The 25,095-nt window shown below is 62.0% G+C and carries 23 protein-coding genes; 21 read left to right on the top strand and 2 right to left on the bottom strand.

Annotation, left to right across the window (positions count from 1 at the left end):
- The first annotated feature begins 35 nt into the window (after nucleotides 1-35).
- From ACI7M0_RS20765 to ispD, 14 genes are all read left to right on the top strand, one after another.
- On the top strand, nucleotides 36-539 hold the full coding sequence (locus ACI7M0_RS20765; protein WP_003252311.1) for an OmpH family outer membrane protein: 504 nt from the start codon (nucleotides 36-38) through the stop codon (nucleotides 537-539).
- Nucleotide 540: 1 nt separating this feature from the next.
- Nucleotides 541-1,596 (top strand): UDP-3-O-(3-hydroxymyristoyl)glucosamine N-acyltransferase, encoded by a 1,056-nt coding sequence (lpxD, locus tag ACI7M0_RS20760; RefSeq protein WP_020190323.1) that lies wholly within the window; start codon nucleotides 541-543, stop codon nucleotides 1,594-1,596.
- A 114-nt stretch (nucleotides 1,597-1,710) separates the two neighbouring features.
- On the top strand, nucleotides 1,711-2,151 hold the full coding sequence (gene fabZ, locus ACI7M0_RS20755; protein WP_003252314.1) for a 3-hydroxyacyl-ACP dehydratase FabZ: 441 nt from the start codon (nucleotides 1,711-1,713) through the stop codon (nucleotides 2,149-2,151).
- Nucleotides 2,148-2,924, top strand: a complete 777-nt coding sequence (gene lpxA / locus ACI7M0_RS20750) for an acyl-ACP--UDP-N-acetylglucosamine O-acyltransferase (RefSeq protein WP_010952681.1) — start codon at nucleotides 2,148-2,150, stop codon at nucleotides 2,922-2,924. The genes fabZ and lpxA overlap by 4 nt, the downstream gene beginning before the upstream one ends.
- A 1-nt stretch (nucleotide 2,925) precedes the next feature.
- A complete protein-coding gene (gene lpxB / locus ACI7M0_RS20745; RefSeq protein WP_010952682.1) occupies nucleotides 2,926-4,053 on the top strand; it encodes a lipid-A-disaccharide synthase in 1,128 nt (375 codons plus the stop codon).
- 1 nt (nucleotide 4,054) lies between these two features.
- The gene (gene rnhB, locus ACI7M0_RS20740; protein ID WP_104962435.1) at nucleotides 4,055-4,678 is read left to right on the top strand and encodes a ribonuclease HII; all 624 of its coding nucleotides are present in this window, start codon (nucleotides 4,055-4,057) and stop codon (nucleotides 4,676-4,678) included.
- A gap of 186 nt (nucleotides 4,679-4,864) precedes the next feature.
- On the top strand, nucleotides 4,865-8,389 hold the full coding sequence (dnaE, locus tag ACI7M0_RS20735) for a DNA polymerase III subunit alpha (protein ID WP_129933758.1): 3,525 nt from the start codon (nucleotides 4,865-4,867) through the stop codon (nucleotides 8,387-8,389).
- A gap of 106 nt (nucleotides 8,390-8,495) precedes the next feature.
- A complete protein-coding gene (locus tag ACI7M0_RS20730) occupies nucleotides 8,496-9,443 on the top strand; it encodes an acetyl-CoA carboxylase carboxyltransferase subunit alpha (RefSeq protein ID WP_003252323.1) in 948 nt (315 codons plus the stop codon).
- Between the two features lie 171 nt (nucleotides 9,444-9,614).
- Nucleotides 9,615-10,898: a tRNA lysidine(34) synthetase TilS gene (gene tilS, locus ACI7M0_RS20725; RefSeq protein ID WP_129933757.1), complete on the top strand. Its 1,284-nt coding sequence runs from the start codon at nucleotides 9,615-9,617 to the stop codon at nucleotides 10,896-10,898.
- A 267-nt stretch (nucleotides 10,899-11,165) separates the two neighbouring features.
- A complete protein-coding gene (locus tag ACI7M0_RS20720) occupies nucleotides 11,166-12,794 on the top strand; it encodes a CTP synthase (RefSeq protein ID WP_012270851.1) in 1,629 nt (542 codons plus the stop codon).
- A gap of 3 nt (nucleotides 12,795-12,797) precedes the next feature.
- Nucleotides 12,798-13,643: a 3-deoxy-8-phosphooctulonate synthase gene (kdsA, locus tag ACI7M0_RS20715; RefSeq protein WP_010952685.1), complete on the top strand. Its 846-nt coding sequence runs from the start codon at nucleotides 12,798-12,800 to the stop codon at nucleotides 13,641-13,643.
- A 154-nt stretch (nucleotides 13,644-13,797) separates the two neighbouring features.
- Nucleotides 13,798-15,087: a phosphopyruvate hydratase gene (gene eno, locus ACI7M0_RS20710; protein WP_003252333.1), complete on the top strand. Its 1,290-nt coding sequence runs from the start codon at nucleotides 13,798-13,800 to the stop codon at nucleotides 15,085-15,087.
- A gap of 168 nt (nucleotides 15,088-15,255) precedes the next feature.
- The gene (gene ftsB / locus ACI7M0_RS20705; RefSeq protein ID WP_004576849.1) at nucleotides 15,256-15,537 is read left to right on the top strand and encodes a cell division protein FtsB; all 282 of its coding nucleotides are present in this window, start codon (nucleotides 15,256-15,258) and stop codon (nucleotides 15,535-15,537) included.
- On the top strand, nucleotides 15,534-16,241 hold the full coding sequence (gene ispD / locus ACI7M0_RS20700; protein ID WP_129933756.1) for a 2-C-methyl-D-erythritol 4-phosphate cytidylyltransferase: 708 nt from the start codon (nucleotides 15,534-15,536) through the stop codon (nucleotides 16,239-16,241). Before ftsB ends, ispD begins: the two co-directional genes overlap by 4 nt.
- A gap of 93 nt (nucleotides 16,242-16,334) precedes the next feature.
- Here ispD and ACI7M0_RS20695 read toward each other — a convergent pair whose 3' ends face one another.
- Both ACI7M0_RS20695 and ACI7M0_RS20690 read right to left on the bottom strand, forming a co-directional pair.
- Complete coding sequence (locus tag ACI7M0_RS20695) at nucleotides 16,335-17,288, bottom strand: IS110 family transposase (RefSeq protein WP_392523497.1); 954 nt, start codon at nucleotides 17,286-17,288, stop codon at nucleotides 16,335-16,337.
- Nucleotides 17,289-17,948: 660 nt separating this feature from the next.
- A complete protein-coding gene (locus tag ACI7M0_RS20690; RefSeq protein ID WP_064493437.1) occupies nucleotides 17,949-18,845 on the bottom strand; it encodes a LysR substrate-binding domain-containing protein in 897 nt (298 codons plus the stop codon).
- Nucleotides 18,846-18,952: 107 nt separating this feature from the next.
- On the opposite strand from ACI7M0_RS20690, the gene ACI7M0_RS20685 reads away from it, so the two are divergent.
- From ACI7M0_RS20685 to ACI7M0_RS20655, 7 genes are all read left to right on the top strand, one after another.
- Nucleotides 18,953-20,065 carry an S-(hydroxymethyl)glutathione dehydrogenase/class III alcohol dehydrogenase gene (locus ACI7M0_RS20685; protein ID WP_014592131.1) on the top strand — a complete coding sequence of 371 codons (1,113 nt, stop codon included), beginning with the start codon at nucleotides 18,953-18,955 and terminating at the stop codon, nucleotides 20,063-20,065.
- Nucleotides 20,066-20,073: 8 nt separating this feature from the next.
- Nucleotides 20,074-20,928, top strand: coding sequence for an S-formylglutathione hydrolase (fghA, locus tag ACI7M0_RS20680; RefSeq protein ID WP_104887140.1), 855 nt, complete (start codon nucleotides 20,074-20,076; stop codon nucleotides 20,926-20,928).
- A gap of 112 nt (nucleotides 20,929-21,040) precedes the next feature.
- The gene (gene ispF, locus ACI7M0_RS20675) at nucleotides 21,041-21,514 is read left to right on the top strand and encodes a 2-C-methyl-D-erythritol 2,4-cyclodiphosphate synthase (protein WP_129933975.1); all 474 of its coding nucleotides are present in this window, start codon (nucleotides 21,041-21,043) and stop codon (nucleotides 21,512-21,514) included.
- Nucleotides 21,511-22,569: a tRNA pseudouridine(13) synthase TruD gene (truD, locus tag ACI7M0_RS20670; protein WP_104962431.1), complete on the top strand. Its 1,059-nt coding sequence runs from the start codon at nucleotides 21,511-21,513 to the stop codon at nucleotides 22,567-22,569. The genes ispF and truD overlap by 4 nt, the downstream gene beginning before the upstream one ends.
- Nucleotides 22,557-23,306, top strand: coding sequence for a 5'/3'-nucleotidase SurE (gene surE / locus ACI7M0_RS20665; protein WP_010952690.1), 750 nt, complete (start codon nucleotides 22,557-22,559; stop codon nucleotides 23,304-23,306). Before truD ends, surE begins: the two co-directional genes overlap by 13 nt.
- A 35-nt stretch (nucleotides 23,307-23,341) precedes the next feature.
- Entirely contained in the window at nucleotides 23,342-23,980 is a 639-nt protein-coding gene (locus ACI7M0_RS20660) for a protein-L-isoaspartate(D-aspartate) O-methyltransferase (protein ID WP_003252348.1), read from the top strand.
- A gap of 237 nt (nucleotides 23,981-24,217) precedes the next feature.
- On the top strand, nucleotides 24,218-25,075 hold the full coding sequence (locus tag ACI7M0_RS20655) for a peptidoglycan DD-metalloendopeptidase family protein (protein ID WP_104962430.1): 858 nt from the start codon (nucleotides 24,218-24,220) through the stop codon (nucleotides 25,073-25,075).
- The last annotated feature ends 20 nt before the right edge of the window (nucleotides 25,076-25,095 follow it).

Here is a 25,095-nt window from a genome sequence, read left to right as displayed (position 1 = left end):
TTGCTTAATGACAACGGTTTATCCAGGAGTGCATCGTGCGTAAATTGGCTCAATTGGCCGTAGTGGCCGCGGCGTTGGTAGCCACCCCGGCTTTCGCCGAAATGAAGGTTGCCGTCCTGAACTACCAGATGGCCCTGCTCGAGTCGGATGCCGCCAAGAAGTATGCGGTTGATGCCGAGAAGAAATTCGGTCCGCAACTGACCAAGCTGAAAAGCCTGGAAAGCAGTGCCAAGGGCATCCAGGACCGCCTGATCAAGGGCGGCGACAAGATGCAGCAGCAGGAGCGTGAGCGCCTGGAGCTCGAGTTCAAGCAAAAGGCCCGCGATTTCCAGTTCCAGTCCAAGGAACTGAACGAAGCCAAGGCCGTTGCTGATCGCGACATGCTCAAGCAACTGAAGCCGAAGCTGGATGGTGCTGTCGAGGAAGTGATCAAGAAGGGCGGCTACGACCTGGTCCTCGAGCGTGGTGCGGTCATCGATGTCAAACCTCAGTACGACATCACCCGCCAAGTCATCGAGCGCATGAACCAAGCCCGTTGATATGAGTGTGACCATGACGCTAGGCCAGCTGGCCGAGGTACTCGGAGCTACCCTCAAGGGGCCCGAGGCGCTGCAGATTACCGGGTTGGCCACCTTGCAGGAGGCTGGCCCGACGCAGTTGAGCTTCCTCGCCAACCCGCAGTACCGCAAGTACCTGGATAACAGCCAGGCCGGCGCGGTGCTGCTCAAGGCTGCGGATGCCGAAAGCTTTGCCGGCAATACCCTGATCGTGGCGGACCCGTACCTGGCTTACGCGCGGATTTCCCACCTGTTCGATCCCAAACCCAAGGCTGAGGCGGGAATACATCCCAGCGCCGTGGTGGCGGAAGATGCCCAGGTGGACGCCAGCGCCAGCATCGGGCCGTTCGCGGTCATCGAAAGTGGTGCGCGCATCGGCGCCAACGTCAGCATCGGCGCACACTGCTTCATCGGTGCCCGCAGTGTGGTCGGTGAAGGTGGTTGGCTGGCACCGCGGGTCACGCTGTATCACGACGTGACCATCGGTAAGCGTGTGGTCATCCAGTCGGGTGCCGTGATCGGCGGCGAGGGCTTCGGCTTTGCCAACGAGAAGGGCATCTGGCGCAAGATTGCGCAGATCGGCGGTGTCACCATTGGTGATGACGTGGAGATCGGCGTCAATACTGCTGTTGACCGTGGCGCGCTGTCCGACACCCGGATCGGCGACGGGGTCAAGCTGGATAACCAGATCCAGATCGCTCACAACGTGCAGATCGGTGATCACACTGCCATGGCCGCTTGCGTCGGAATCTCCGGCAGCACGCGCATCGGCAAGCACTGCATGCTGGCCGGGGGTGTGGGGCTGGTTGGGCACATCGATATTTGCGATAACGTTTTCGTTTCCGGAATGACCATGGTTACCCGTTCGATCACTGAACCGGGTTCCTATTCTTCCGGCACTGCCATGCAGCCGCTGGCTGACTGGCGCAAGAGCGCCGCGCGTATCCGCCACCTGGACGACATGGCCAAGCGTCTCCAGCAGCTGGAAAAACGCGTCGATACCGTGACCTCAGGTGGCCTGCCGACATCAGAAGGCTGATACCATTCCCTGAGCAAGAGTGAACAGTCGCTAGCTGGCTCCTCTTTGGATTGCAAAAGGAGCGTGTGGTCAGCACCTGCGCTCCCTATTCTTATTACAGGCTTCCCCACCGAAATGATGGACATCAACGAGATTCGCGAATACCTGCCTCACCGCTACCCGTTTCTGCTGGTAGACCGTGTGACGGATCTGGACTTCGAGGCCCAGAGCATTCGTGCCTACAAGAATGTCAGCATCAATGAGCCGTTTTTCAATGGCCACTTCCCGGCACACCCGATCATGCCGGGTGTCCTGATCATCGAAGCCATGGCCCAGGCGGCCGGCATCCTTGGTTTCAAGATGCTCGATGCCAAGCCGGCCGATGGCACCCTGTACTACTTTGTCGGTTCCGACAAACTGCGTTTCCGTCAGCCGGTTCTGCCGGGTGACCAGCTTGTGCTGGAAGCCAAGTTCCTCAGCCGTAAAAGCATGATCTGGAAGTTCGAGTGCCGCGCCCTTGTCGATGGCAAGCCGGTCTGCTCGGCAGAAATCACCTGCGCGGAACGCTCCCTATGAATTCGATTGATCCTCGGGCCATTATCGATCCGTCGGCCAAGCTGGCCGACGGCGTCGAGGTCGGCCCTTGGTCGATCGTTGGCCCTGATGTAGAAATCGGGGAGGGCACCGTTATCGGCCCGCATGTTGTGCTCAAAGGCCCGACCCGCATCGGCAAGCACAACCGTATCTTTCAGTTTTCCTCGATCGGTGAAGACACCCCGGACCTTAAGTACAAGGGTGAGCCGACGCGCCTGGTGATCGGCGATCACAATGTGATTCGCGAAGGGGTGACCATCCACCGCGGTACTGTTCAGGACCGCGCGGAAACCACCGTGGGTGACCATAACCTGATCATGGCCTATGCCCACATTGGCCACGACAGTGTCATCGGCAACCACTGCATCCTGGTCAACAACACGGCGTTGGCAGGTCATGTACATGTGGGTGACTGGGCGATCCTGTCCGGTTATACCCTGGTTCACCAGTACTGCCACATTGGCGCCCACGCGTTTTCCGGCATGGGCACGGCCATTGGCAAGGACGTTCCGGCCTTCGTTACCGTGTTCGGCAGCCCCGCCGAAGCCCGCAGCATGAACTTCGAGGGCATGCGCCGCCGCGGTTTCAGCGACGAGGTGATCCATGTGCTGCGTCGTTGCTACAAGATTGTCTACCGTCAGGGCCTGACCGTCGAAGACGCGCTCAAGGAGCTGGCCGAACCGGCCACGCAACACCCTGAGGTCGAGCTGTTCCGTCAGTCGATCCTGAGCTCCGCTCGCGGCATCACGCGCTGATATGGCCCAGCTTTGCGTAGCGCTGGTCGCCGGTGAGGCCAGTGGCGATATTCTTGGTTCAGGCTTGATGCGTGCCCTCAAGGCGCGCCACCCCGACGTGCGTTTCATCGGGGTTGGCGGCCCCTTGATGGAGGCCGAGGGCCTGCAATCCTATTTCCCCATGGAGCGCCTGGCCGTCATGGGGCTGGTCGAGGTACTGGGGCGCCTGCGCGAGCTGCTCAAGCGCCGCAAGCTGCTGATCCAGACCCTGATCGAAGAAAAGCCCGACGTATTCATCGGCATCGACGCCCCTGACTTCACCCTCAACATCGAGCTGAAGCTGCGCCAGGCCGGGATCAAGACCGTGCACTATGTCAGCCCGTCAGTGTGGGCTTGGCGGCAGAAGCGCGTGCTGAAGATCCGCGAAGGCTGCGACCTGATGCTGACGCTGCTGCCGTTCGAGGCGCGGTTCTACGAAGAGCAGGGTGTGCCAGTGCGTTTTGTCGGCCACCCGCTGGCAGACACCATACCGCTTGAAGCCGACCGCCCGGCCGCGCGCGCCGCGCTGGGCCTGGGCGAGGGGCCGGTGGTGGCGCTGATGCCGGGCAGCCGGGGTGGCGAAGTAGGGCGCCTGGGCGCGTTGTTCCTTGACGCCGCCGAGCGCCTCAGCCAACAAGTGCCGGGTGTGCGCTTCGTGTTGCCCTGCGCCAACGCCACGCGGCGCGCCCAGATCGAACAGATGCTTGAAGGGCGCCAACTGCCGCTGACCCTGCTCGATGGCCAGTCACACCAGGCCCTGGCGGCCTGTGACGCGGTGCTGATCGCCTCGGGCACCGCCACCCTCGAGGCGTTGCTGTACAAGCGGCCGATGGTGGTGGCGTACCGCCTGGCGCCCTTGACCTTCTGGATTCTCAAGCGTCTGGTGAAAAGCCCTTACGTGTCATTGCCGAACCTGCTGGCCCAGCGAGAGCTGGTGCCCGAGTTGCTGCAGGACGACGCTACCAGCGAAGCGCTGGCCAACACCCTGGCGCCGCTGGTGCGCGATGGAAGCCAGCAGACCGAACGTTTCGACGAAATTCACCGCACCCTGCGCCGTGACGCCTCCAATCAGGCGGCCGAGGCGGTACTGGCCCTGCTCAAGGACCGCTGACATGCAAATTGGACTGGACTTCAACCTGGTAGAAGACCTGGTCGCCGGCGTTGATGAAGTGGGCCGTGGCCCGCTGTGTGGCGCGGTGGTAACGGCGGCGGTGATTCTTGATCCCGCACGGCCGATTCTCGGTCTGAACGATTCGAAGAAACTCACCGAAGCCAGGCGTGAAGCGCTGTTCGACGAGATCTGCGAAAAGGCCTTGAGCTTCTGCATCGCCCGCGCCGAAGTCGAGGAAATCGACAGCCTGAACATCCTGCAGGCCACCATGCTGGCCATGCAGCGGGCAGTGGAGGGCTTGCACATTACGCCAAAGCTGGCCCTGATTGATGGCAATCGCTGCCCGAAGCTGGCGGTGCCGGCAGCACCGGTGGTCAAGGGGGATAGCCAGGTGCCGGCCATTGCGGCGGCATCGATCCTGGCCAAGGTGACCCGTGATCGGGAGATGAGTGCGTTCGAACTGATCTACCCGGGTTATGGCATTGGCGGGCACAAGGGCTACCCGACCCCGGTGCATCTCGAGGCGTTGGCGCGTCTTGGGCCTACGCCCATTCATCGGCGTTCCTTCGCCCCGGTGCGGGCGGCTTGGGATGCTCGCGAAGGCGTCACCGATTCCCTGATCTGACCTATTGGGGCCGCTTTGCGGCCCTTCGCGGGCACGCCCGCTCCCGCAGGATTCATCGGTCTGAGCAGCGGGGCCGTACCTGTGGGAGCGGGCGTGCCCGCGAAGGGCTGCAAAGCAGGCCCAAAAAAAGCCCCTAGTTAGGCTACAATCCCGCCCTTGTCGTTAAGCTCTGCTACAGGATCTTCCATGTCGGTTCCCTTCGTTCACCTGCGCGTCCACTCCGAATTCTCGCTGGTCGACGGCCTGGTGCGGATCAAACCGCTGGCCAAGGCGCTGACCGGGATGAACATGCCGGCGGTCGCGATCACCGATCAGAGCAACATGTGCTCGCTGGTGAAGTTCTACAAGACTGCCATGGGCGCCGGCATCAAGCCGATCTGCGGTGCCGACCTGTGGCTGGCCGGTGCCGACCCGGAAGCCCCGCTGTCGCGCATCTGCTTCCTGGCCATGGACCCCAAGGGCTATCGCAACCTCACCGAACTGATCTCGCGCGGCTGGACCGATGGCCAGCGCAATGGCCTGGTCATCCTCCAGCGTGAATGGATCGCCCCGGCCAGCGAGGGCCTGATTGCCCTGTCCGCGGGCAAGGAAGGCGACATTGGCATGGCGCTGCTGGCGGGTCGGCAAGACGAAGCCGAAGCGCTTCTTCAAGACTGGATGGGCATGTTCCCCGAGCGCTTCTATGTTGAAGTGCAGCGCACCAATCGGGCACGCGACGAAGAATACGTGCACGCGGCGGTGGCATTGGCCGACAAGCTTGGCGCCCCGCTGGTGGCTACCAACGACGTACGTTTCATCAAGCAGACGGACTTCGACGCCCACGAAACCCGCGTATGCATTGGCGAGGGATGGACCCTTGACGACCCGCGCCGTCCGCGTTGCTACAGCGACCAGCAGTACCTGAAGTCGGCCGAGGAAATGGCCGAGCTCTTCAGCGACCTGCCCGACGCCATCGCCAACACCGTCGAGATTGCCAAGCGCTGCAACATCCAGGTGCAGCTGGGCAAGTACTTCCTGCCTGACTTCCCCACGCCCAACGGCATGGGCATCGACGACTACCTGCGGCATGTGTCCCACGAAGGCCTGGAAGAGCGCCTGGCCGTGCTGTGGCCGAAAGAGACCACGCCCAATTACGAAGAAAAGCGTCAGGTTTACCTGGACCGCCTGAAGTTCGAGCTGGACATCATCATCCAGATGGGCTTCCCCGGTTACTTCCTGATTGTTATGGACTTCATTAAATGGGCCAAGAACAACGACGTACCGGTTGGCCCGGGCCGCGGTTCGGGCGCTGGCTCGCTGGTGGCCTATGTACTGAAGATCACCGATCTCGACCCGCTGGCCTACGACCTGCTGTTCGAGCGCTTCCTCAACCCTGAACGTGTTTCCATGCCCGACTTCGACGTCGACTTCTGCATGGACGGCCGTGACCGAGTGATCGACTACGTGGCCGAGGCCTACGGCCGTAATGCGGTGAGCCAGATCATCACCTTCGGTACCATGGCCGCCAAGGCGGTGGTGCGTGACGTGGCGCGGGTGCAAGGCAAATCCTATGGCCTGGCCGACCGCCTGTCGAAGATGATCCCCTTCGAAGTGGGCATGACCCTGGAGAAGGCCTACGAGCAGGAAGAAATCCTGCGTGACTTCCTCAAGGGCGACGAAGACGCCCGTGAAATCTGGGACATGGCCCTGAAGCTGGAGGGTGTGACCCGGGGTACCGGCAAGCACGCCGGTGGTGTGGTTATCGCACCGACCAAGCTCACTGACTTTTCGCCGATCGCCTGTGATGAAGAGGGTGGTGGCCTGGTAACCCAGTTCGACAAGGATGACGTCGAGGCCGCCGGCCTGGTGAAGTTCGACTTCCTCGGCCTGCGTACCTTGACCATCATCAAGTGGGCGATGGAGATCATCAACCGCGAGCAGGCCAAGAAGAACCTGCCCGACCTCAACATCGACTTCATCCCGCTGGACGACCGCAAGACTTACGAGCTGCTGCAGAAGGCCGAAACCACGGCGGTGTTCCAGCTTGAATCGCGTGGCATGAAGGAGCTGATCAAGAAGCTCAAGCCCGACTGCCTGGAAGACCTGATTGCACTGGTTGCGCTGTTCCGCCCGGGCCCGCTGCAATCTGGCATGGTGGACGACTTCATCAACCGCAAGCACGGCCGCGCCGAGCTGGCCTACCCGCACTCCGACTACCAGTACGAAGGCCTCAAGCCGGTACTGGCGCCGACCTACGGCATCATCCTGTACCAGGAACAGGTGATGCAGATCGCCCAGGTGATGGCGGGTTACACCCTGGGTGGCGCCGACATGCTGCGCCGGGCCATGGGTAAGAAAAAGCCCGAGGAAATGGCCAAGCAGCGCGGTGGTTTCATCGAAGGTTGCGTAGCCAACAATATCGATGCGGACCTCGCCGGTAACATCTTCGACCTGGTAGAGAAGTTCGCGGGCTACGGCTTCAACAAATCCCACTCCGCCGCCTATGGCCTGGTGTCGTACCAGACCGCCTGGCTGAAAACCCACTACCCGGCGCCGTTCATGGCTGCGGTCCTGTCGGCGGATATGCACAACACCGACAAGGTGGTGGTGCTGGTGGAGGAGGTGCGCAGCATGAAGCTGCGCCTAGACGCGCCGGACGTGAACTTCTCGGACTTCAAGTTCACCGTCAACAACGACGGCCGTATCGTCTACGGCCTTGGCGCCATCAAGGGTGTCGGCGAAGGCCCGGTGGAGGCGATTGTCGAGGCGCGTGCCCAAGGCGGTCCGTTCAAGGACCTGTTCGATTTCTGTGAACGCATCGACCTCAAGCGGGTCAACAAGCGTACCCTTGATGCGCTGGTGCGCAGTGGCGCGTTGGACCGCCTTGGCCCGCACTTCCATGACGAGATCAAGGCCTACCACGCCAACATCGACATCAACCGGGCAACCTTGCTGTCGGCGCTGGGCGAGGCCATCAAGGCAGCCGAGCAGGCTGCGCATACCGCTGACAGTGGCCATGTGGACCTGTTCGGCAGCATGTTCGACGCGGCAGATGTCGACGTCTATGCCAACCATCGCAAGGTGCGCGAGCTCACCCTCAAGGAGCGTCTGAAGGGGGAGAAAGACACCCTTGGCCTCTACCTCACCGGCCACCCGATCGACGAGTACGAGACCGAGATCCGCCGCTTCGCCCGCCAGCGTATCGTCGACCTCAAGCCGTCGCGCGAAACCCAGACCATCGCGGGCATGATCATTGCCTTGCGGGTGATGAAGAACAAGAAGGGCGACAAGATGGGCTTCGTCACCCTGGATGACCGTTCCGGACGGATCGAGGCATCGCTGTTTGCCGATGCCTTCATGGCGGCACAGTCCTTGCTGCAGACCGATGCCATGGTGGTGGTGGAAGGCGAGGTCAGCAATGACGACTTCTCCGGGGGCTTGCGCCTGCGGGTGAAGCAGGTGATGACCATGGAAGACGCGCGCACCAAGCTGGCCGAGAGCCTGCGCCTGAAGGTGGCGCACGACGCACTGAAGGGCGACCGGCTGAAATGGCTGGGCGAGTTGATCACCCGCCATCGCGGTGCTTGCCCGATCACGCTGGAGTACACCGGCAGCGACGCCAAGGCCATGCTGCAGTTTGGCGAGCAGTGGGCGATCGACCCGGCCGATGGGCTGATTCAGGCGCTGCGTGACCAGTTCGGGCGTGAGAACGTCTTCCTGCAATATCGTTGAACCGACAAAAATTTAATCTCGACCTGAATGCGCCTGATCCCTTAAGGTATGGCGCCAAACGGATCAACCGGCCGGCCGCCTGGCCGTAGACCCAAGACGGATGACTATGAACCCGAATTTCCTCGACTTCGAACAGCCGATTGCCGACCTGCAAGCCAAGATCGAAGGCCTGCGCCTGGTGGGCAACGACAACTCGCTGAACATCAGCGATGAAATTGCCCGTCTGCAAGACAAGAGCAACACCCTGACCGAAAGCATCTTCGGCAACCTGACCAGCTGGCAGATCGCCCGCCTGGCCCGTCACCCGCGTCGTCCTTACACCCTGGACTACCTGGAGCACATCTTCACCGAGTTCGAAGAGCTGCACGGGGATCGTCACTTCTCTGACGACGCCGCCATCGTGGGTGGTACTGCGCGTCTGGACGGCAAGCCGGTCATGGTCATTGGCCACCAGAAGGGCCGTGAAGTGCGCGAGAAAGTGCGTCGCAACTTCGGCATGCCGCGCCCGGAAGGCTACCGCAAGGCCTGTCGCCTGATGGAAATGGCCGAACGCTTCAAGATGCCGATCCTGACCTTCATCGACACGCCGGGCGCCTACCCGGGCATCGACGCCGAAGAGCGCAACCAGAGTGAAGCCATCGCCTGGAACCTGCGGGTCATGGCACGCCTGAAAACCCCGATCATCGCTACCGTGATTGGTGAGGGTGGTTCCGGTGGTGCACTGGCCATTGGCGTGTGCGACCAACTGAACATGCTGCAGTACTCCACCTACTCGGTGATCTCGCCGGAAGGCTGTGCTTCGATTCTGTGGAAAACTGCCGATAAAGCAGCAGACGCGGCCGAGGCCATGGGCATCACCGCCGAGCGTCTGAAGAGCCTGAACATTGTCGACAAGGTCATCCAGGAGCCGCTGGGCGGCGCCCACCGTGACCCGGCCAAGATGTCCGAAAGCATCCGTGCCGATCTGGTGCAGCAGCTGGACATGCTCGGCAAGTTCGACAACGACGCGCTGCTGGCCCGTCGTTACGAGCGCCTGATGAGCTACGGCCTCTGATTCTGATTTGCCCCGGGGCCGTTTTGCGGCCCTTGTGATTGATGGCACCGGCTTCGCCGGTGTTCGCGGGTAAACCCGCTCCTACAGGTATTGCGCTGCCCTTGAGGCTTGCGCCGTACGTGTGGGAGCGGGCATGCCCGCGAATGCTTTCTGGAATCGAGCGAGGGCTAGATGATCAACCTCACTCCTTGGCTCAACGCCCCCACCTGGTACGTCGCCTTCTCCGGCGGCCTCGATTCCACCGTCCTCCTGCACCTGCTGGCCGAATACGCCCGCAACCACGCATCCCCCCCGCTGCGCGCCATCCATATCCACCACGGCCTGCAAGCTGCTGCCGACGCCTGGCCCGCCCACTGCCAGGCCATCTGCGACAATTTCGACGTTGAACTTCAGGTCATCCACGTCCAGGTCTCCCCAGGCGCCAGCCTTGAACAGGTCGCTCGCGATGCCCGCTATGCCGCCTTCAGGCAAGTGCTCGGCCCGGGCGATATCCTGTTCACCGGCCAGCACCGCGACGACCAGGCCGAGACCCTGCTGTTCCGTCTGTTGCGCGGCGCCGGCCTGCGGGGCCTGGCGGCAATGCCGGGGCAGCGGACCCTGGGGCAGGGCCGCCTGGTCAGGCCGTTACTGGCCTGTTCCCGGCAACATTTGCAGGATTATGCCCAAGTCCAAGGGCTGACCTGGATCGAAGACCCGTCAAACGTCGACACACAATTCGCCCGCAACTACCTGCGCGGCGAAGTGATGCCGCACTTGCAGCAACGTTGGCCACAGGCCAGCCAGAACTTCGCCCGGGCAGCAGAGCATCTGGGCGAGGCGCTGGGTTTGCTGGACGAACTGGCCCAAGAGGATCTGGCGCTTGCGGGCAAGGGGGCGCCCATCGCCTGGCCGGGGCTGGATTCCCTCGACCTGGCCGCCCTGCTGGCGTTATCGCCGGCCCGTCAGCGCAATGCCTTGCAGTACTGGCTGAACCAGCGCACCCGTTTGCCCGATACCCGGCACTGGGCCGGCTGGGCAGACCTGCGCGATGCCGCTGCCGATGCCCGGCCAGTCTGGCGGCTTGCCGATGGACGGTTGGTGCGTAGCCACGGGCGCATCTGGTGGCTGAGCGGTGATTGGCTACAGCAACCGGCTGGCTCGCTGGCCTGGCCCGATCCTGATCGACCGTTGCGGTTGCCGGGTAATGGTTGCGTGCGTCTTGTTGGCGCAGCCGTGCCGAGCGGGTTGCGCATTGCCTACCGTCAGGGTGGTGAAATGCTGGAGGTTCCCGGCCGTGGCCGGCGGGACCTCAAGCGCCTGCTCAACGAACAGCAGGTGCCGCATTTCCTGCGCTCGCGCCTGCCGTTGCTGTATCACGGCGAACGCCTGCTGGCGGTGGCCAACCTGCCCGGGCTGGTGCAGGCGGATTGCCAACTGCACTGGCAGTTACCGACGAACGCGCAAGGTTTGAGCTGAAGGGTACATTCCGGTAGACTACCCTCCCTTCTTGATACAACTTCTGTGGGTTCCGCGAAAACACAGGGGTTGCCGATTACCAAGCAGTTTTTTGCCGAGCTGATTCTGGAAATGACGAGCGAACGCCATGCCGGGTATACCCTGGCTGTACAGACGCGGCAGTTTTTCGAGATGCACTGTGATTGACGCAGGTGATCGGGGGCTTCGGCCTTCCTTCGCTTTCTCCGGCGGCGCTGGCCGCCTTAACGCAGACTTCTAGGGTTTTTCATGACGCGCTACATATTCGTCACGGGCGGTGTTGTTTCTTCATTGGGGAAAGGCATTGCCTCGGCTTCCCTGGCGGCCATCCTGGAAGCGCGGGGCCTGAAGGTCACCATGCTCAAGCTGGATCCGTACATCAACGTCGACCCGGGCACCATGAGCCCGTTCCAGCACGGTGAAGTGTTCGTCACCCACGATGGCGCCGAGACCGACCTCGACCTGGGGCACTACGAGCGGTTCATCCGCACCACCATGACCCAGAACAACAACTTCACCACCGGCCGTATCTACGAGCACGTGCTGCGCAAAGAGCGTCGTGGTGATTATCTGGGCGCGACCATCCAGGTCATCCCGCACATCACCGACGAAATCAAGCGTCGCATCATCAAGGGTGCCGGCGATGCCGACGTGGCCCTGGTGGAGATCGGCGGTACCGTGGGTGATATCGAGTCGCAGCCGTTCCTCGAGGCGATTCGCCAGCTGCGTGTCGAAGTGGGCTCCAAGCGTGCCATGCTGATGCACCTGACCCTGGTCCCGTACATCGCCACCGCTGGCGAAACCAAGACCAAGCCGACCCAGCACTCGGTCAAGGAGCTGCGCTCCATCGGCCTGCAGCCTGACGTGCTGATCTGCCGCTCCGACCACCCGGTCGATGCTTCGTCGCGTCGCAAGATCGCGCTGTTCACCAACGTTGAAGAGCGTGCGGTGATTTCGCTGGAAGACGTCGACACCATCTACAAGATCCCGGGCGTGCTGCATGCTCAGGGCCTGGACGACTTCGTCGTCGAGCGCTTCGGCCTGCAGTGCAATGGCGCCGACCTGTCCGAGTGGGACAAGGTGGTCGATGCCAAGCTCAACCCGGAGCACGAAGTGACCATCGCCATGGTCGGCAAGTACATGGAGCTGCTGGATGCGTACAAGTCGCTGATCGAAGCGATGAGCCACGCCGGCATCACCAACCGGACCAAGGTCAACCTGCGTTACATCGATTCGGAAGACATCGAGAACCAGGGCACCAGCCTGCTCGAAGGCGCCGATGCCATCCTGGTACCGGGCGGTTTCGGCCTGCGCGGTGTGGAAGGCAAGATCACCGCGGTGCAATACGCCCGTGAGAACAAGGTACCGTACCTGGGTATCTGCCTGGGCATGCAGGTGGCCGTCATCGAATTCGCCCGTAACGTGATGGGCTGGAAAGACGCCAACTCCACCGAGTTCGACCGTAACAGCGGCCACCCAGTGGTCGGCCTGATCACCGAGTGGGCCGATGCCACCGGTGCCGTCGAGACCCGCGACGAGGCTTCCGACCTGGGCGGCACCATGCGCCTGGGCGCACAGGACTGCCAGCTGGCTGCCGGTTCCAAGGTGCACGACTGCTACGGCAAGGACGTGATCACCGAGCGTCACCGTCACCGCTACGAAGTGAACAACAACCTGCTGCCACAACTGGTGGACGCTGGTCTGGTGGTTTCCGGCCGTTCCGAAGACGGCGCGCTGGTGGAAGTGGTCGAGTCCAAGGATCACCCATGGTTCGTCGCTTGCCAGTTCCACCCGGAGTTCACCTCCACCCCGCGTGACGGCCACCCGCTGTTCAGTGGTTTCGTCAAGGCAGCCCTGGCTCAGAAGAACAAGGCCTGATCGATGACCCAGAAGATCATTCGCGTCGGTAACATCGAGATCGCCAACGACAAGCCGTTCGTCCTGTTCGGCGGCATGAACGTTCTGGAGTCCCGTGACCTGGCGATGAAGGTCTGCGAAGAGTACGTGCGGGTTACCGAGAAGCTCGGTATCCCGTACGTGTTCAAGGCCAGCTTCGACAAGGCCAACCGTTCGTCGGTAACGTCCTACCGTGGCCCTGGCATGGAAGAGGGGCTGAAGATCTTCGAAGAGATCAAGCGCACCTTCAACGTGCCGGTGATCACCGACGTGCACGAGCCTTACCAGGCCGAGCCCGTCGCCAAGGTATGCGACATCATCCAGCTGCCGGCTTTCCTGTCGCGGCAGACTGACCTGGTGGTGGCCATGGCCAAGACCGGCGTGGTGATCAACATCAAGAAGGCTCAGTTCCTCGCACCTCAGGAAATGAAACACATCCTGGCCAAGTGCGAAGAGGCCGGTAACGACCAGTTGATACTCTGCGAACGTGGTTCGAGCTTCGGCTACAACAACCTGGTGGTCGACATGCTGGGCTTCGGCATCATGAAGCAGTTCGAGTACCCGGTGTTCTTCGACGTGACCCACGCCCTGCAGATGCCGGGTGGCCGCGCCGATTCCGCCGGCGGTCGTCGGGCCCAGGTCACTGACCTGGCCAAGGCCGGCATGAGTCAGGGCCTGGCCGGGCTTTTCCTCGAAGCCCACCCCGACCCGGACAACGCCAAGTGCGATGGCCCATGCGCCCTGCGCCTGGATAAACTGGAGCCGTTCCTGGTCCAGCTCAAGCAATTGGACGACCTGGTGAAAAGTTTTCCGACGGTAGAAACCGCGTAAAGCTCATTTCTCGGGTAAAGTACCGCCCGATCCACCCCTGACCAGTCGGTCAGGGGCTCCCTTCATCAGGCCTGCCCAAAGCAAGTTCGCCTGGTGAACGGCAAGAATTTCCTAAGCTAAGTTGTTTTCGTCAAATTCTGGAGTGCTTACAACAATGGCAAAAATCGTCGACATCAAAGGTCGTGAAGTTCTCGATTCGCGTGGCAACCCCACTGTGGAAGCCGATGTACTGCTCGACAACGGCATCATCGGCAGCGCTTGCGCGCCGTCCGGTGCTTCTACCGGCTCGCGCGAAGCGCTGGAGCTGCGTGATGGCGACAAGAGCCGTTACCTGGGCAAGGGCGTGCTGAAGGCTGTCGCCAACATCAACGGTCCGATCCGTGACCTGCTGCTGGGCAAGGATCCTTCCGACCAGAAGGCTCTGGACCGCGCCATGATCGAACTGGACGGTACCGAGAACAAGGCCAAGCTGGGCGCCAACGCCATCCTGGCTGTTTCCCTGGCTGCCGCCAAAGCTGCTGCCCAGGACCAGGACCTGCCGCTGTACGCGCACATCGCCAACCTGAACGGCACCCCGGGCCAGTACTCGATGCCGGTTCCGATGATGAACATCATCAACGGTGGCGAGCACGCCGACAACAACGTCGACATCCAGGAGTTCATGGTTCAGCCGGTTGGCGCCAAGACCTTCTCTGACGGCCTGCGCATGGGTACCGAAATCTTCCACCACCTCAAGGCTGTGCTGAAGGCCCGTGGCCTGAACACCGCCGTAGGTGATGAAGGTGGTTTCGCCCCTAACCTGGCATCCAACGAAGACGCCCTGGGCGCCATCGCTGAAGCGGTTGAAAAAGCCGGCTACAAGCTGGGCACCGACGTGACCCTGGCCCTGGACTGCGCGGCTTCCGAATTCTACGAAGACGGCAAGTACAACCTGTCCGGCGAAGGCAAGTCGTTCGACGCCGAAGGCTTCGCCGACTACCTGAAAGGCCTGACCGAGCGTTTCCCGATCATTTCGATCGAAGACGGCCTGGACGAGTCCGACTGGGCTGGCTGGAAAATCCTCACTGACAAGATCGGTGAAAAAGTCCAGCTGGTCGGTGACGACCTGTTCGTGACCAACACCAAGATCCTCAAGGAAGGCATCGAGAAGGGCATCGGTAACTCGATCCTGATCAAGTTCAACCAGATCGGCTCGCTGACCGAAACCCTGGAAGCCATCCAGATGGCCAAGGCTGCTGGTTACACTGCAGTGATCTCGCACCGTTCCGGTGAAACCGAAGACTCGACCATTGCCGACCTGGCTGTGGGTACTGCTGCTGGCCAGATCAAGACGGGCTCGCTGTGCCGTTCCGACCGCGTTTCCAAGTACAACCAGCTGCTGCGCATCGAAGAGCAACTGGGCGCCAAAGCGGTTTATCGCGGTCGTGCCGAGTTTCGCGGCTAAGCAAGAGATGGTAAAAAGGCAGCAGCCGGAGTTGTAGGAACGTTCGTACTGAACTTTCCTACGTACTAACGGGTTTCTGTCGACGAAGCCTGGCCTCGGCCAGGCTTCGTGCTATTCGAGGCCCCGAAGTAAAAAGTACGCGGCAGCCTTTTTAACCTGGATAACGTGATGCGCAGTCCCTATTGGTTGTTCCTCGTTCTGCTCTTGCTGTTGGGTGGCCTGCAGTACCGCCTGTGGGTGGGTAACGGCAGCCTGGCGCAAGTGACCGAACTGAAGCAGCAGATTGCCGATCAGCATGCCGAAAACGAGCGCTTGCTCGAGCGTAATCGTGTGCTCGATGCTGAAGTGCTAGAGCTGAAAAAAGGCATGGAGACCGTTGAAGAACGGGCCCGCCATGAATTGGGGATGGTCAAAGAGGGCGAAACCCTCTTCCAGTTGCCACAGAAATGATCGATACCTTGCCGGCCTTCTGGGCCGTGATCCCTGCGGCGGGTGTAGGTGCCCGCATGGCTGCCGACCGCCCCAAGCAATACCTGGAGCTGGCTGGGCAGACTCTTCTCGAGCACAGCCTCGACTGTTTTCTTGGCCATCCGGCGCTTAAGGGCGTGGTGGTCAGCATTGCCGAAGACGACCCGTACTGGCCTGGCCTGCGCTGCGCCAGCGACCCACGCATCCAGTGCGCGGCGGGCGGGCGTGAACGCGCTGACTCGGTGCTTAACGCCTTGCTGGTGCTGCATGCCCAGGGGGCGGGGGATAGCGACTGGGTGCTGGTGCACGATGCTGCGCGGCCGAACCTGGCGCGCAGCGACTTGGACAAGCTGTTGTCGGAGCTGGCGGACGACCCGGTGGGTGGCCTGCTGGCGGTGCCAGCGCGCGATACCCTCAAGCGTGCCGACAGCCATGGCCGGGTGAGTGCTACCGTGGACCGCAGCACGATCTGGCAGGCGTACACACCGCAGATGTTCCGCCTTGGAGCGTTGCATCGGGCGCTGGCTGAGTGCCTGGTGTCGGATGTGGTGGTGACCGATGAAGCCTCGGCCATCGAATGGTCCGGTCAGGCGCCGCGGCTGGTGGAAGGGCGCAGTGACAACATAAAGGTGACCCGGCCCGAAGATCTCGAATGGTTGCGCCAGCGCTGGGCGGTTAAACGCTGAGCGCTCTCCTGGGCTGGCCTTTTCGCGGGTAAACCCGCTCCTACACAGGCTTCGGTGGTTGGACACAGACCGTCGTAGGAGATTCTATGGTTTTCAGCAAGCCAATTTTCGGCTTTTGGTGACGTATTCGCCCTGATCTCGCATCAGGGCGAATGCGACGCGAGCGAGCTTGCGAGCCAAGATCACTAATGCCTGAGTCGTTGCTTTACCGTTGCTCCGATACTGCTCATACACGTCTTTCCAGGTAGCTGACCTACTGGCCGACATCGCTGCGTTATGCAACAAACGACGGATCTCCGAACAGCCTCGCTTTGTAAGGCGGCGGCGTCCATTCTTTTGCCCGGAGTCATTCACTCGCAGATCCATCCCCAAGAAGGCGATGTAAGCGTCACTGCTTTTGAATTCGCCTCTGATAAATGCCATTACCAGTGCTGACGCTGTGAGAAAACCAATACCTTCCACGGCTTGGCAGCGAATAACCTGTTCAAGCAGCCCTGCCTCTCGCAATACTTCTTTGATCTTCTTTTGTATCAGCAAGTCCAGCCGTTCTATCGACTTGACGAAGGTTTCGAAGGCCGCTTTCAACAGGCCCTCGTTAGCCCAGCTCTGCGTCATTGCAGTACGTGCCGATACCAGCGCAGCCCTGCGCCGCAGAAGGCTCTGCAGCTTGCCGTAGACGGCGGGAGGCGGGGTCCAAGGGCGAAGATCCTCACCCTCGTTTTTCAGAAAACGGGACAGTAACCGCGCATCGGACGGGTCAGTTTTGACTCGGCCGCCAACACTCTTGCGATAGTTACTCAGTTGAAATCCATCAATGACATAAACATCGAAGCCCATGCCATGGGCTAGCTCGACCAGATCCAAGTGATAGATGTTGGTCGCTTCAACGGCGATAGCCGTGTTCAGTGGCTGCTGCCTGAGCCACTTATTGATTTCAGATTTAGAGTTTTTCAGCTTGATGATCTCATCACGCTCCTCGTGATGGATCACCAATTCAGCTTTTGCAACGTCCGCTCCGATGATCGACTTCACTACCTGCATTGCCATCGGCGGCTCTCCACGTTATGGTTTTTCGGCTTGAGGGGCTTTCACCAAGAGGCGCTGGCTTGCTTCTATCGTCGCTTGCAAACGATGCATTCTTTATCGGCGCTTTGGTGGAAGGGGTGGGGCGATGTCTCCCACGGTCTGTACTGCTCGTAACAGTCAGAATCGGGCATTTAGTCCCACCACCCCTTCAAGTCTAACCATACAAGCGGGTTTACCCGCGAAAGGGCCGGGCCTGCTGGCCAATCCCCACCCGCCGTTCCCCGTTGCCGCCGCCACCGTATTCGCGGGTAAACCCGCTCCTACACAGGCTTCGGTGGTTGGACACAGACCGTCGTAGGAGCGGGTTCACCCGCGAAAGGGCCGGGCCTGCTGGCCAATCCCCACCCGCCGTTCCCCGTTGCCGCCGCCACCGTATTCGCGGGTAAACCCGCTCCTACACAGGCTTCGGTGGTTGGACACAGACCGTCGTAGGAGCGGGTTCACCCGCGAAAGGGCCGGGCCTGCTGGCCAATCCCTACCCGCCGTCCACCGTTGCCGCCGCCACCGTATTCGCGGGTAAACCCGCTCCTACACGGTGGTAGACACACACCGGTGGTTGGACGCAGGCCGTCGTAGGAGCGGGTTCACCCGCGAAGAGGCCAGTACATGCAGCACATCCCGTCAGCCGAAACGATATTCCGGCAACCCCGCCAACCCCTCCTTCAGGTAATCCACCAGCCGCCTTACCTTCGGCGACAGGTGCCTCTGCTGCGGATACAGCGCCCACACCGCCGTATTCGGCGGTTGGTGCGACTCCAGCAGCGACACCAGCGCACCACTGTTCAGGTGTTCCAGCACGTAGTAATCCGGCAACTGGCACAACCCGATCCCTTGCAGCGCCGCATCCAGCACTGCCTGGCCACTGTTGCAGCGCCAGTTACCCTGTACCCGCTGGCTGATCTCACGGCCATCCTGCTGTAGCGCCCACAAGTCCGAACTCCCCACCAGGCAATTGTGCCGCGCCAGCTCCGACAGGCTGTGTGGCCGGCCATAGCGCTCAAGATAGGCCGGCGAGGCACACAGGTACATGCGCCTTGGCGCCAGGCGGGTAGCCACCAAGCGAGAGTCGGCCAGGCGGCCCAGGCGGATGGCCAGGTCCATGCCTTCATGCAGCAGGTCGAGGGTGTGGTTGCTCAGCTCCACATCCACGCGCAACTGCGGGTACAGCGCCATGAATCGCGTCACCAGCGGCACGATGAAGCGCTCGCCGTAGGCCACTGCGCACGTCATGCGCAACAAGCCCTTGGGTTCGCTGGCCAGGTCGCCCATGGCGCGCAGCGCTTCCTCACGGCCATCCTGCAAGCGTTGGCAATGCTGCAGGAAGGTCTGCCCGGCTTCGCTCAGGGCTACACGGCGGGTGCTGCGATACAGCAGACGCGTTTGCAGGCGGTCCTCCAGCCGGGCGATCTGCCGGCTGATGTGCGATGAGGAAACCCCCAGGCGTTCGGCGGCGGCAGTGAACTGGCCCGATTCGGCCACGGCGACAAATTCGTCGATGCCTTCCCATCGGCTGCTCATCGATTATCCCTGTGTGGCAATAATGTTTTGTCTTTGGCCTGATTATTCATCAAAAGGCGCTGAATTACACTGCATGACTGAATCGATCCACTGTCTGGAGACCTTTGATGATCAAGTCCCGTGCTGCCGTAGCGTTCGAAGCCAAGAAACCCCTGGAAATCGTCGAAGTCGACGTGGCCATGCCAAAGGCCGGTGAAGTGCTGCTGCGCGTGGTCGCCAGCGGTGTCTGCCACACCGATGCCTATACCCTCTCCGGTGCTGACCCGGAAGGTATCTTCCCGTCGATCCTCGGCCACGAAGGCGGTGCCATCGTCGAAGCGGTAGGCGAGGGGGTGACCTCGCTCGCCGTGGGTGACCACGTCATCCCGCTGTACACCCCGGAATGCGGCAAGTGCAAGTTCTGCCTCTCGGGCAAGACCAACCTGTGCCAGGCCATCCGCGCCACCCAGGGCAAGGGCCTGATGCCGGACGGCACCACGCGCTTCTCGTACAAGGGCCAGCAGCTGTTCCACTACATGGGCACCTCGACGTTCTCCGAATACACCGTGCTGCCGGAAATTTCCGTGGCCAAGATCCAGAAAGAAGCACCACTGGAAAAGGTCTGCCTGCTGGGCTGCGGCGTCACCACCGGTATCGGCGCGGTACTCAACACTGCCAAGGTCAAGCCAGGTGATACCGTGGCCATCTTCGGCCTCGGTGGCATCGGCCTGTCGGCCGTGATCGGCGCGGTCAAGGCCAAGGCCTCGCGTATCATCGCCATCGACATCAACCCGGCCAAGTTCGAAATCGCCCGCCAGCTGGGTGCCACCGATTGCGTCAACCCGAAAGACTACGATCGCCCGATCCAGGAAGTGATCGTCGACCTCACCGATGGTGGCGTGGACTTCTCCTTCGAGTGCATCGGCAACGTTCAACTGATGCGCGCCGCCCTGGAATGCTGCCACAAGGGCTGGGGTGAGTCGGTCATCATCGGTGTGGCCGGTGCCGGCCAGGAAATTTCCACGCGTCCGTTCCAGCTGGTTACCGGTCGGGTTTGGCGTGGTTCGGCGTTCGGCGGCGTGCGTGGCCGCAGCGAGCTGCCGAGCTACGTGGAAATGTCCGAGAAAGGCGAGATCCCGCTGGACACCTTCATCACCCACACGATGGGTCTGGAAGACATCAACAAGGCCTTCGACCTGATGCATGAAGGCAAGAGCATCCGTAGCGTGATCCACTTCTGAGGTCTGCCATGAGCCTGGATAACATCTCCTGCCAGAAGAGCTTCGGCGGCTGGCACAAGCGTTACCGGCATCAGTCCAAGGTGCTGGGTTGCGATATGGTGTTCGCTGTGTACCTGCCGCCGCAGGCCGAGCAGGGCGAAAAGCTGCCGGTACTGTACTGGCTCAGCGGCCTCACCTGCACCGACGAGAACTTCATGCAGAAGGCCGGCGCCCAGCGTCTGGCCGCCGAGCTGGGGCTGATCATCGTTGCCCCCGATACCAGCCCGCGTGGCGAGCAGGTGCCGGGCGATCCGGACGGCGCCTGGGACTTTGGCCTGGGTGCTGGCTTCTACCTCAACGCCACCCAGCAACCCTGGGCCCAGCACTACCGCATGCACGACTACGTGGTGGAGGAGTTGCCAGCCCTGATCGAAGCGCACTTCCCGGCGTCGGGCGAGCGCAGCATCAGCGGCCACTCCATGGGTGGGCATGGCGCGCTGGTGTGCGCCTTGCGCAATCCGGGGCGCTACCGCTCGGTGTCGGCATTCTCGCCGATCAGCAATCCGATGGATTGTCCGTGGGGCGAGAAAGCCTTCAGCCGCTACCTGGGTGAAGACCGTGGGCGCTGGCGTGAGTGGGATGCCAGTGTGCTGCTGGCCGAAACCCCTGCTGGCCAATGCCCGCCGTTGCTGGTGGACCAGGGCGACCGTGACGACTTCCTCGAGAAGCAACTCAAGCCTGAAGCGCTGGAACAGGCGGCACGCAAAGGTGGCCATGAAATGACCCTGCGTATGCAGCCGGGTTATGACCACAGCTACTACTTCATTGCCAGCTTCATCGAGGAACACCTGCGCCATCATGCGGTGGCACTGGGGCGGGTTTAACGCCTCCTGTGGGAGCGGGCGTGCCCGCGAAGGGCTGCACAGCAGCCCCAATCCCACAAATCCCCTGCAAAGCAGGTAGAATCACGCCCTGACTCATTCAGGGCGTTTTCTTATGCGTATTGGCCACGGCTACGATGTGCACCGTTCTTGCGACGGTGATTTCATTACCCTGGGCGGGGTGCGTATCCCCCACAAATACGGCCTGCTGGCCCACTCCGACGGTGACGTGCTGCTGCACGCCCTGAGCGATGCCTTGCTTGGCGCTGCGGCGCTGGGCGACATCGGCAAGCACTTCCCTGACACTGACCCGCAGTTCAAGGGGGCTGACAGCCGCGTGCTGCTGCGCCATGTGGTCGGCATCGTCAAGGCCAAGGGCTGGAAGGTCGGCAACGTTGACGCCACCATCGTCGCCCAGGCACCGAAAATGGCCCCACACATCGAAACCATGCGCCAGCTGATCGCCGAAGACCTGCAGGTCGAGCTCGACCAGGTCAACGTCAAGGCCACTACCACAGAGAAGCTTGGCTTTACCGGCCGCGAGGAGGGCATTGCCGTGCATTCGGTCGCCCTGCTGCTGCCAGCATGACCGAACTTGAACTGCTGGGCCCGCGCGCATCGGGCGAACCCCTGGGCACCGCCATCCTCAAAGCGGTCGCCGAAGACTTTCAGGTTGACGAAGTCCTGGATATACCGCTATCGGGCCAAGGCGAGCACCTGTGGCTGTGGGTCGAGAAGCGTGATCTGAACACTGAAGAAGCCGCCCGGCGCCTCGCCCGCGCCGCTGGCGTGCCGGTGCGCAGCATCAGCTACGCCGGCCTGAAGGACCGCCAGGCGCTGACCCGCCAGTGGTTCAGCCTGCACCTGCCGGGCAAGGCCGACCCAGATCTGTCGCGTGCCGAGGATGCCAGCCTGCGTGTGCTCAAGCAGGTGCGTCACCAGCGCAAACTGCAGCGCGGCGCGCATTCGGCCAACGGGTTCACCTTGCGCCTGACCGCCCTGGCTGCCGATCACCAGGCGGTGGATGCCCGCCTGGAGCAGCTGAGGCAGCGAGGTGTGCCCAACTATTTCGGCACCCAGCGCTTCGGGCACGGGGGTGGCAACGTCCATGACGCCCTCGATTGGGCCGCGCGCAAGGCTTTGCCTGAACAGCGCAACGTGCGTTCGCGGCTGCTTTCGGCCGGGCGCAGCTACCTGTTCAATCAGTTGCTGGCTGCGCGTGTAGCTGACGGTAGCTGGGCCCGAGCCCAGGTCGGCGACCTGCTGGCGTTCACCGACAGCCGCAGTTTCTTCCCGGCGGGTGAGGCGGAATGTGCCGACCCGCGCCTGGCGATTCTCGACTTGCATCCAACCGGCCCGATGTGGGGGGAGGGCGCTTCACCTGCTGGCGGTGCGCCTGCGCAGCTGGAAAACGCTATCGGCGCACGTCAGCCGGCACTTTGCCAGTGGCTGGCCCAGGCGGGCATGGATCACGAACGGCGAATTCTGCGGCTCCCTATTGGCGGCCTGACGTGGCATTATCCCGAGCCTGATATCCTGCAACTGGAATTCGTCCTGCCGGCCGGATGCTTCGCCACCGTGGTGGTGCGTGAAGTCGTGGATCTGGTGTCGGCAGGGCAGACGGACAGCCCATGCGTATTCTGATTTCGAATGACGACGGTGTTACCGCACCTGGCATCGCCGCGCTGCACGCTGCGCTGGCGGATTATGCCGAGTGCGCGGTGATCGCCCCGGATCAAGACAAGAGCGGCGCCAGCAGTTCGCTGACGCTGGACCGGCCACTGCATCCGCAGACCTTGGCCAATGGCTTCATCAGCCTCAACGGCACGCCGACCGACTGCGTGCACCTGGGGCTCAATGGGCTGTTGCCGCAGATGCCGGACATGGTCGTGTCGGGGATCAACCTCGGTGCCAACCTGGGCGATGACGTGCTGTATTCGGGAACGGTCGCTGCGGCGCTGGAGGGCCGCTTCCTCGGCGGTACCTCGCTGGCGTTCTCGCTGTTGTCGCGCCAGCCGGACAACCTGCCGACTGCGGCCTATATCGCCCGTCGTCTGGTCGAGGCACAGTCGCGCCTGGTGTTGCCGCCACGCACCGTACTCAACGTCAATATTCCCAACTTGCCGCTGGAGCACATCCGTGGCATCCAGCTCACCCGTCTCGGTCACCGGGCGCGGGCGGCGGCGCCCACCAAGGTGGTCAACCCGCGTGGCAAGGAAGGCTACTGGATTGCCGTGGCCGGTGATGCCGAGGACGGCGGCCCGGGCACCGACTTCCACGCGGTGATGCAAGGCTACGTATCGATTACCCCGTTGCAGCTCGACCGCACCTTCAATGATGCCTTCGAGCAGCTCGATGGTTGGCTGGAGGGCCTGCTCTGATGCGCGAGGACGATATGCTGCGGCGTGGCATCGGCATGACCTCTCAGCGTACCCGGGAGCGGCTGATCCAGCGCTTGTGCGAAGAGGGGGTTTCGAACACCAAGGTGCTCGACGTGATCCGTCGTACGCCGCGCCACCTGTTCGTCGACGAGGCGCTGGCGCATCGGGCTTACGAAGACACCGCGCTGCCGATCGGCCACAACCAGACCATCTCCCAGCCGTTCATGGTTGCTCACATGAGCGAGTTGTTGCTCGAGGCCGGGCCGCTGGACAAGGTGCTGGAGATTGGCACCGGTTCGGGCTACCAGACGGCGATCCTGGCCCAGCTGGTCGAGCGAGTGTTTTCGGTAGAGCGTATCAAGGTACTGCAGGACCGGGCCAAAGAGCGTCTGGTGGAGCTTAACCTGCGCAACGTGGTCTTCCGCTGGGGTGACGGTTGTGAGGGTTGGCCGGCGCTTGCGCCGTACAACGGCATCATCGTCACTGCCGTGGCGCCGGAAGTGCCACAGGCACTGCTCGACCAACTGGCACCCGGTGGGCGCATGGTCATCCCGGTAGGGCCGGCCGGCGAAGCGCAGCAACTGATGCTGATCGTGCGCGAGGAGCATGGATTCTCCCGTCGGGTACTGGGGGCTGTGCGTTTCGTGCCGCTGCTCAATGGTCCCCTGGCCTGAGGCCTGTTGATCCGAGCTGTGCGGGCATGAGGCGCGGTGTATTTTTGTGCCGGTGGCGAATTCTTGTCGCTTCGCCCTGTCTATCAGGCGGTGCGAAGCGCTGACGCACAGCGTGCACCGGGGTTTTATGCCCGTCTTTTGTACCCGTCTGCCATTACCGGCTGGCTTGGTTATAATTGCAACAATATTGCATTTCTTGTCTTCATATCGATTTTCGGCACCATGAGGGGAGCGCGGGTGGGTCACACAGTCATTCGGCAGCGCAAGGACGGGTCGGGTTTCAAGCTTCTGGTGATTGCATTGGCCATGGGCTCGCTTCTGGTGGGTTGCTCAAGCACCAGCAGCAACAGCGCGCGGGTGGTCGACCGCAACAACACCGTGCCCAAGCGCCCGGCGGTGACTTCTGGGCAATACATCGTCAAGCCAGGCGACACCCTGTTCTCCATCGCCTTCCGTTATGGCTGGGACTACAAGGAGCTGGCTGCACGCAACGGCATTCAGGCGCCTTATACCATCCGCCCGGGCCAAGCGATTCGTTTCAGCAGCGGTTCCAGCAGCCGCACCACGGTGGTGTCCAGCCCGTCCTCGTCAAGCCGCACCACGGTCACGCGGCGGCCTGTGGGCAGCACTGCCACGGCGCCTGCCAGCACCAGCAAACCGGCCACGTCGGCGCCTTCCACTCCTGCCCCTGTGGTTGCTACCGTACCAGCCGCAGAGCGCGCGGTAGGCGGGTGGACCTGGCCTGCCAACGGTGTGCTGATTGGAAAATTCGCTTCAAACGGTAGTTTGAATAAAGGCATTGATATCGCCGGTGATTTGGGACAGCCTGTTTTTGCTGCGTCTGATGGTGCGGTGGTTTATGCCGGGAGTGGTTTGAGGGGCTACGGCGAGCTGATCATCATCAAGCACAGCGACACCTACGTCAGTGCCTACGGTCATAACCGCAGGCTGTTGGTTCGGGAGGGGCAGCAGGTCAAGGCAGGGCAGTCGATTGCTGAAATGGGGTCTACGGGCACAGATCGGGTGAAGCTGCATTTCGAGATTCGCCGCCAGGGCAAACCCGTCGATCCACTCCAGTTCCTGCCACGTCGTTGACCGTTGTACCCAGCCTGTTC

The organism is Pseudomonas sp. 10(2024), from assembly GCF_045164175.1.
In the GTDB taxonomy this organism is placed as follows: Bacteria; Pseudomonadota; Gammaproteobacteria; order Pseudomonadales; family Pseudomonadaceae; genus Aquipseudomonas; species Aquipseudomonas alloputida.
This window is presented reverse-complemented; position numbering and strand designations above follow the sequence as displayed.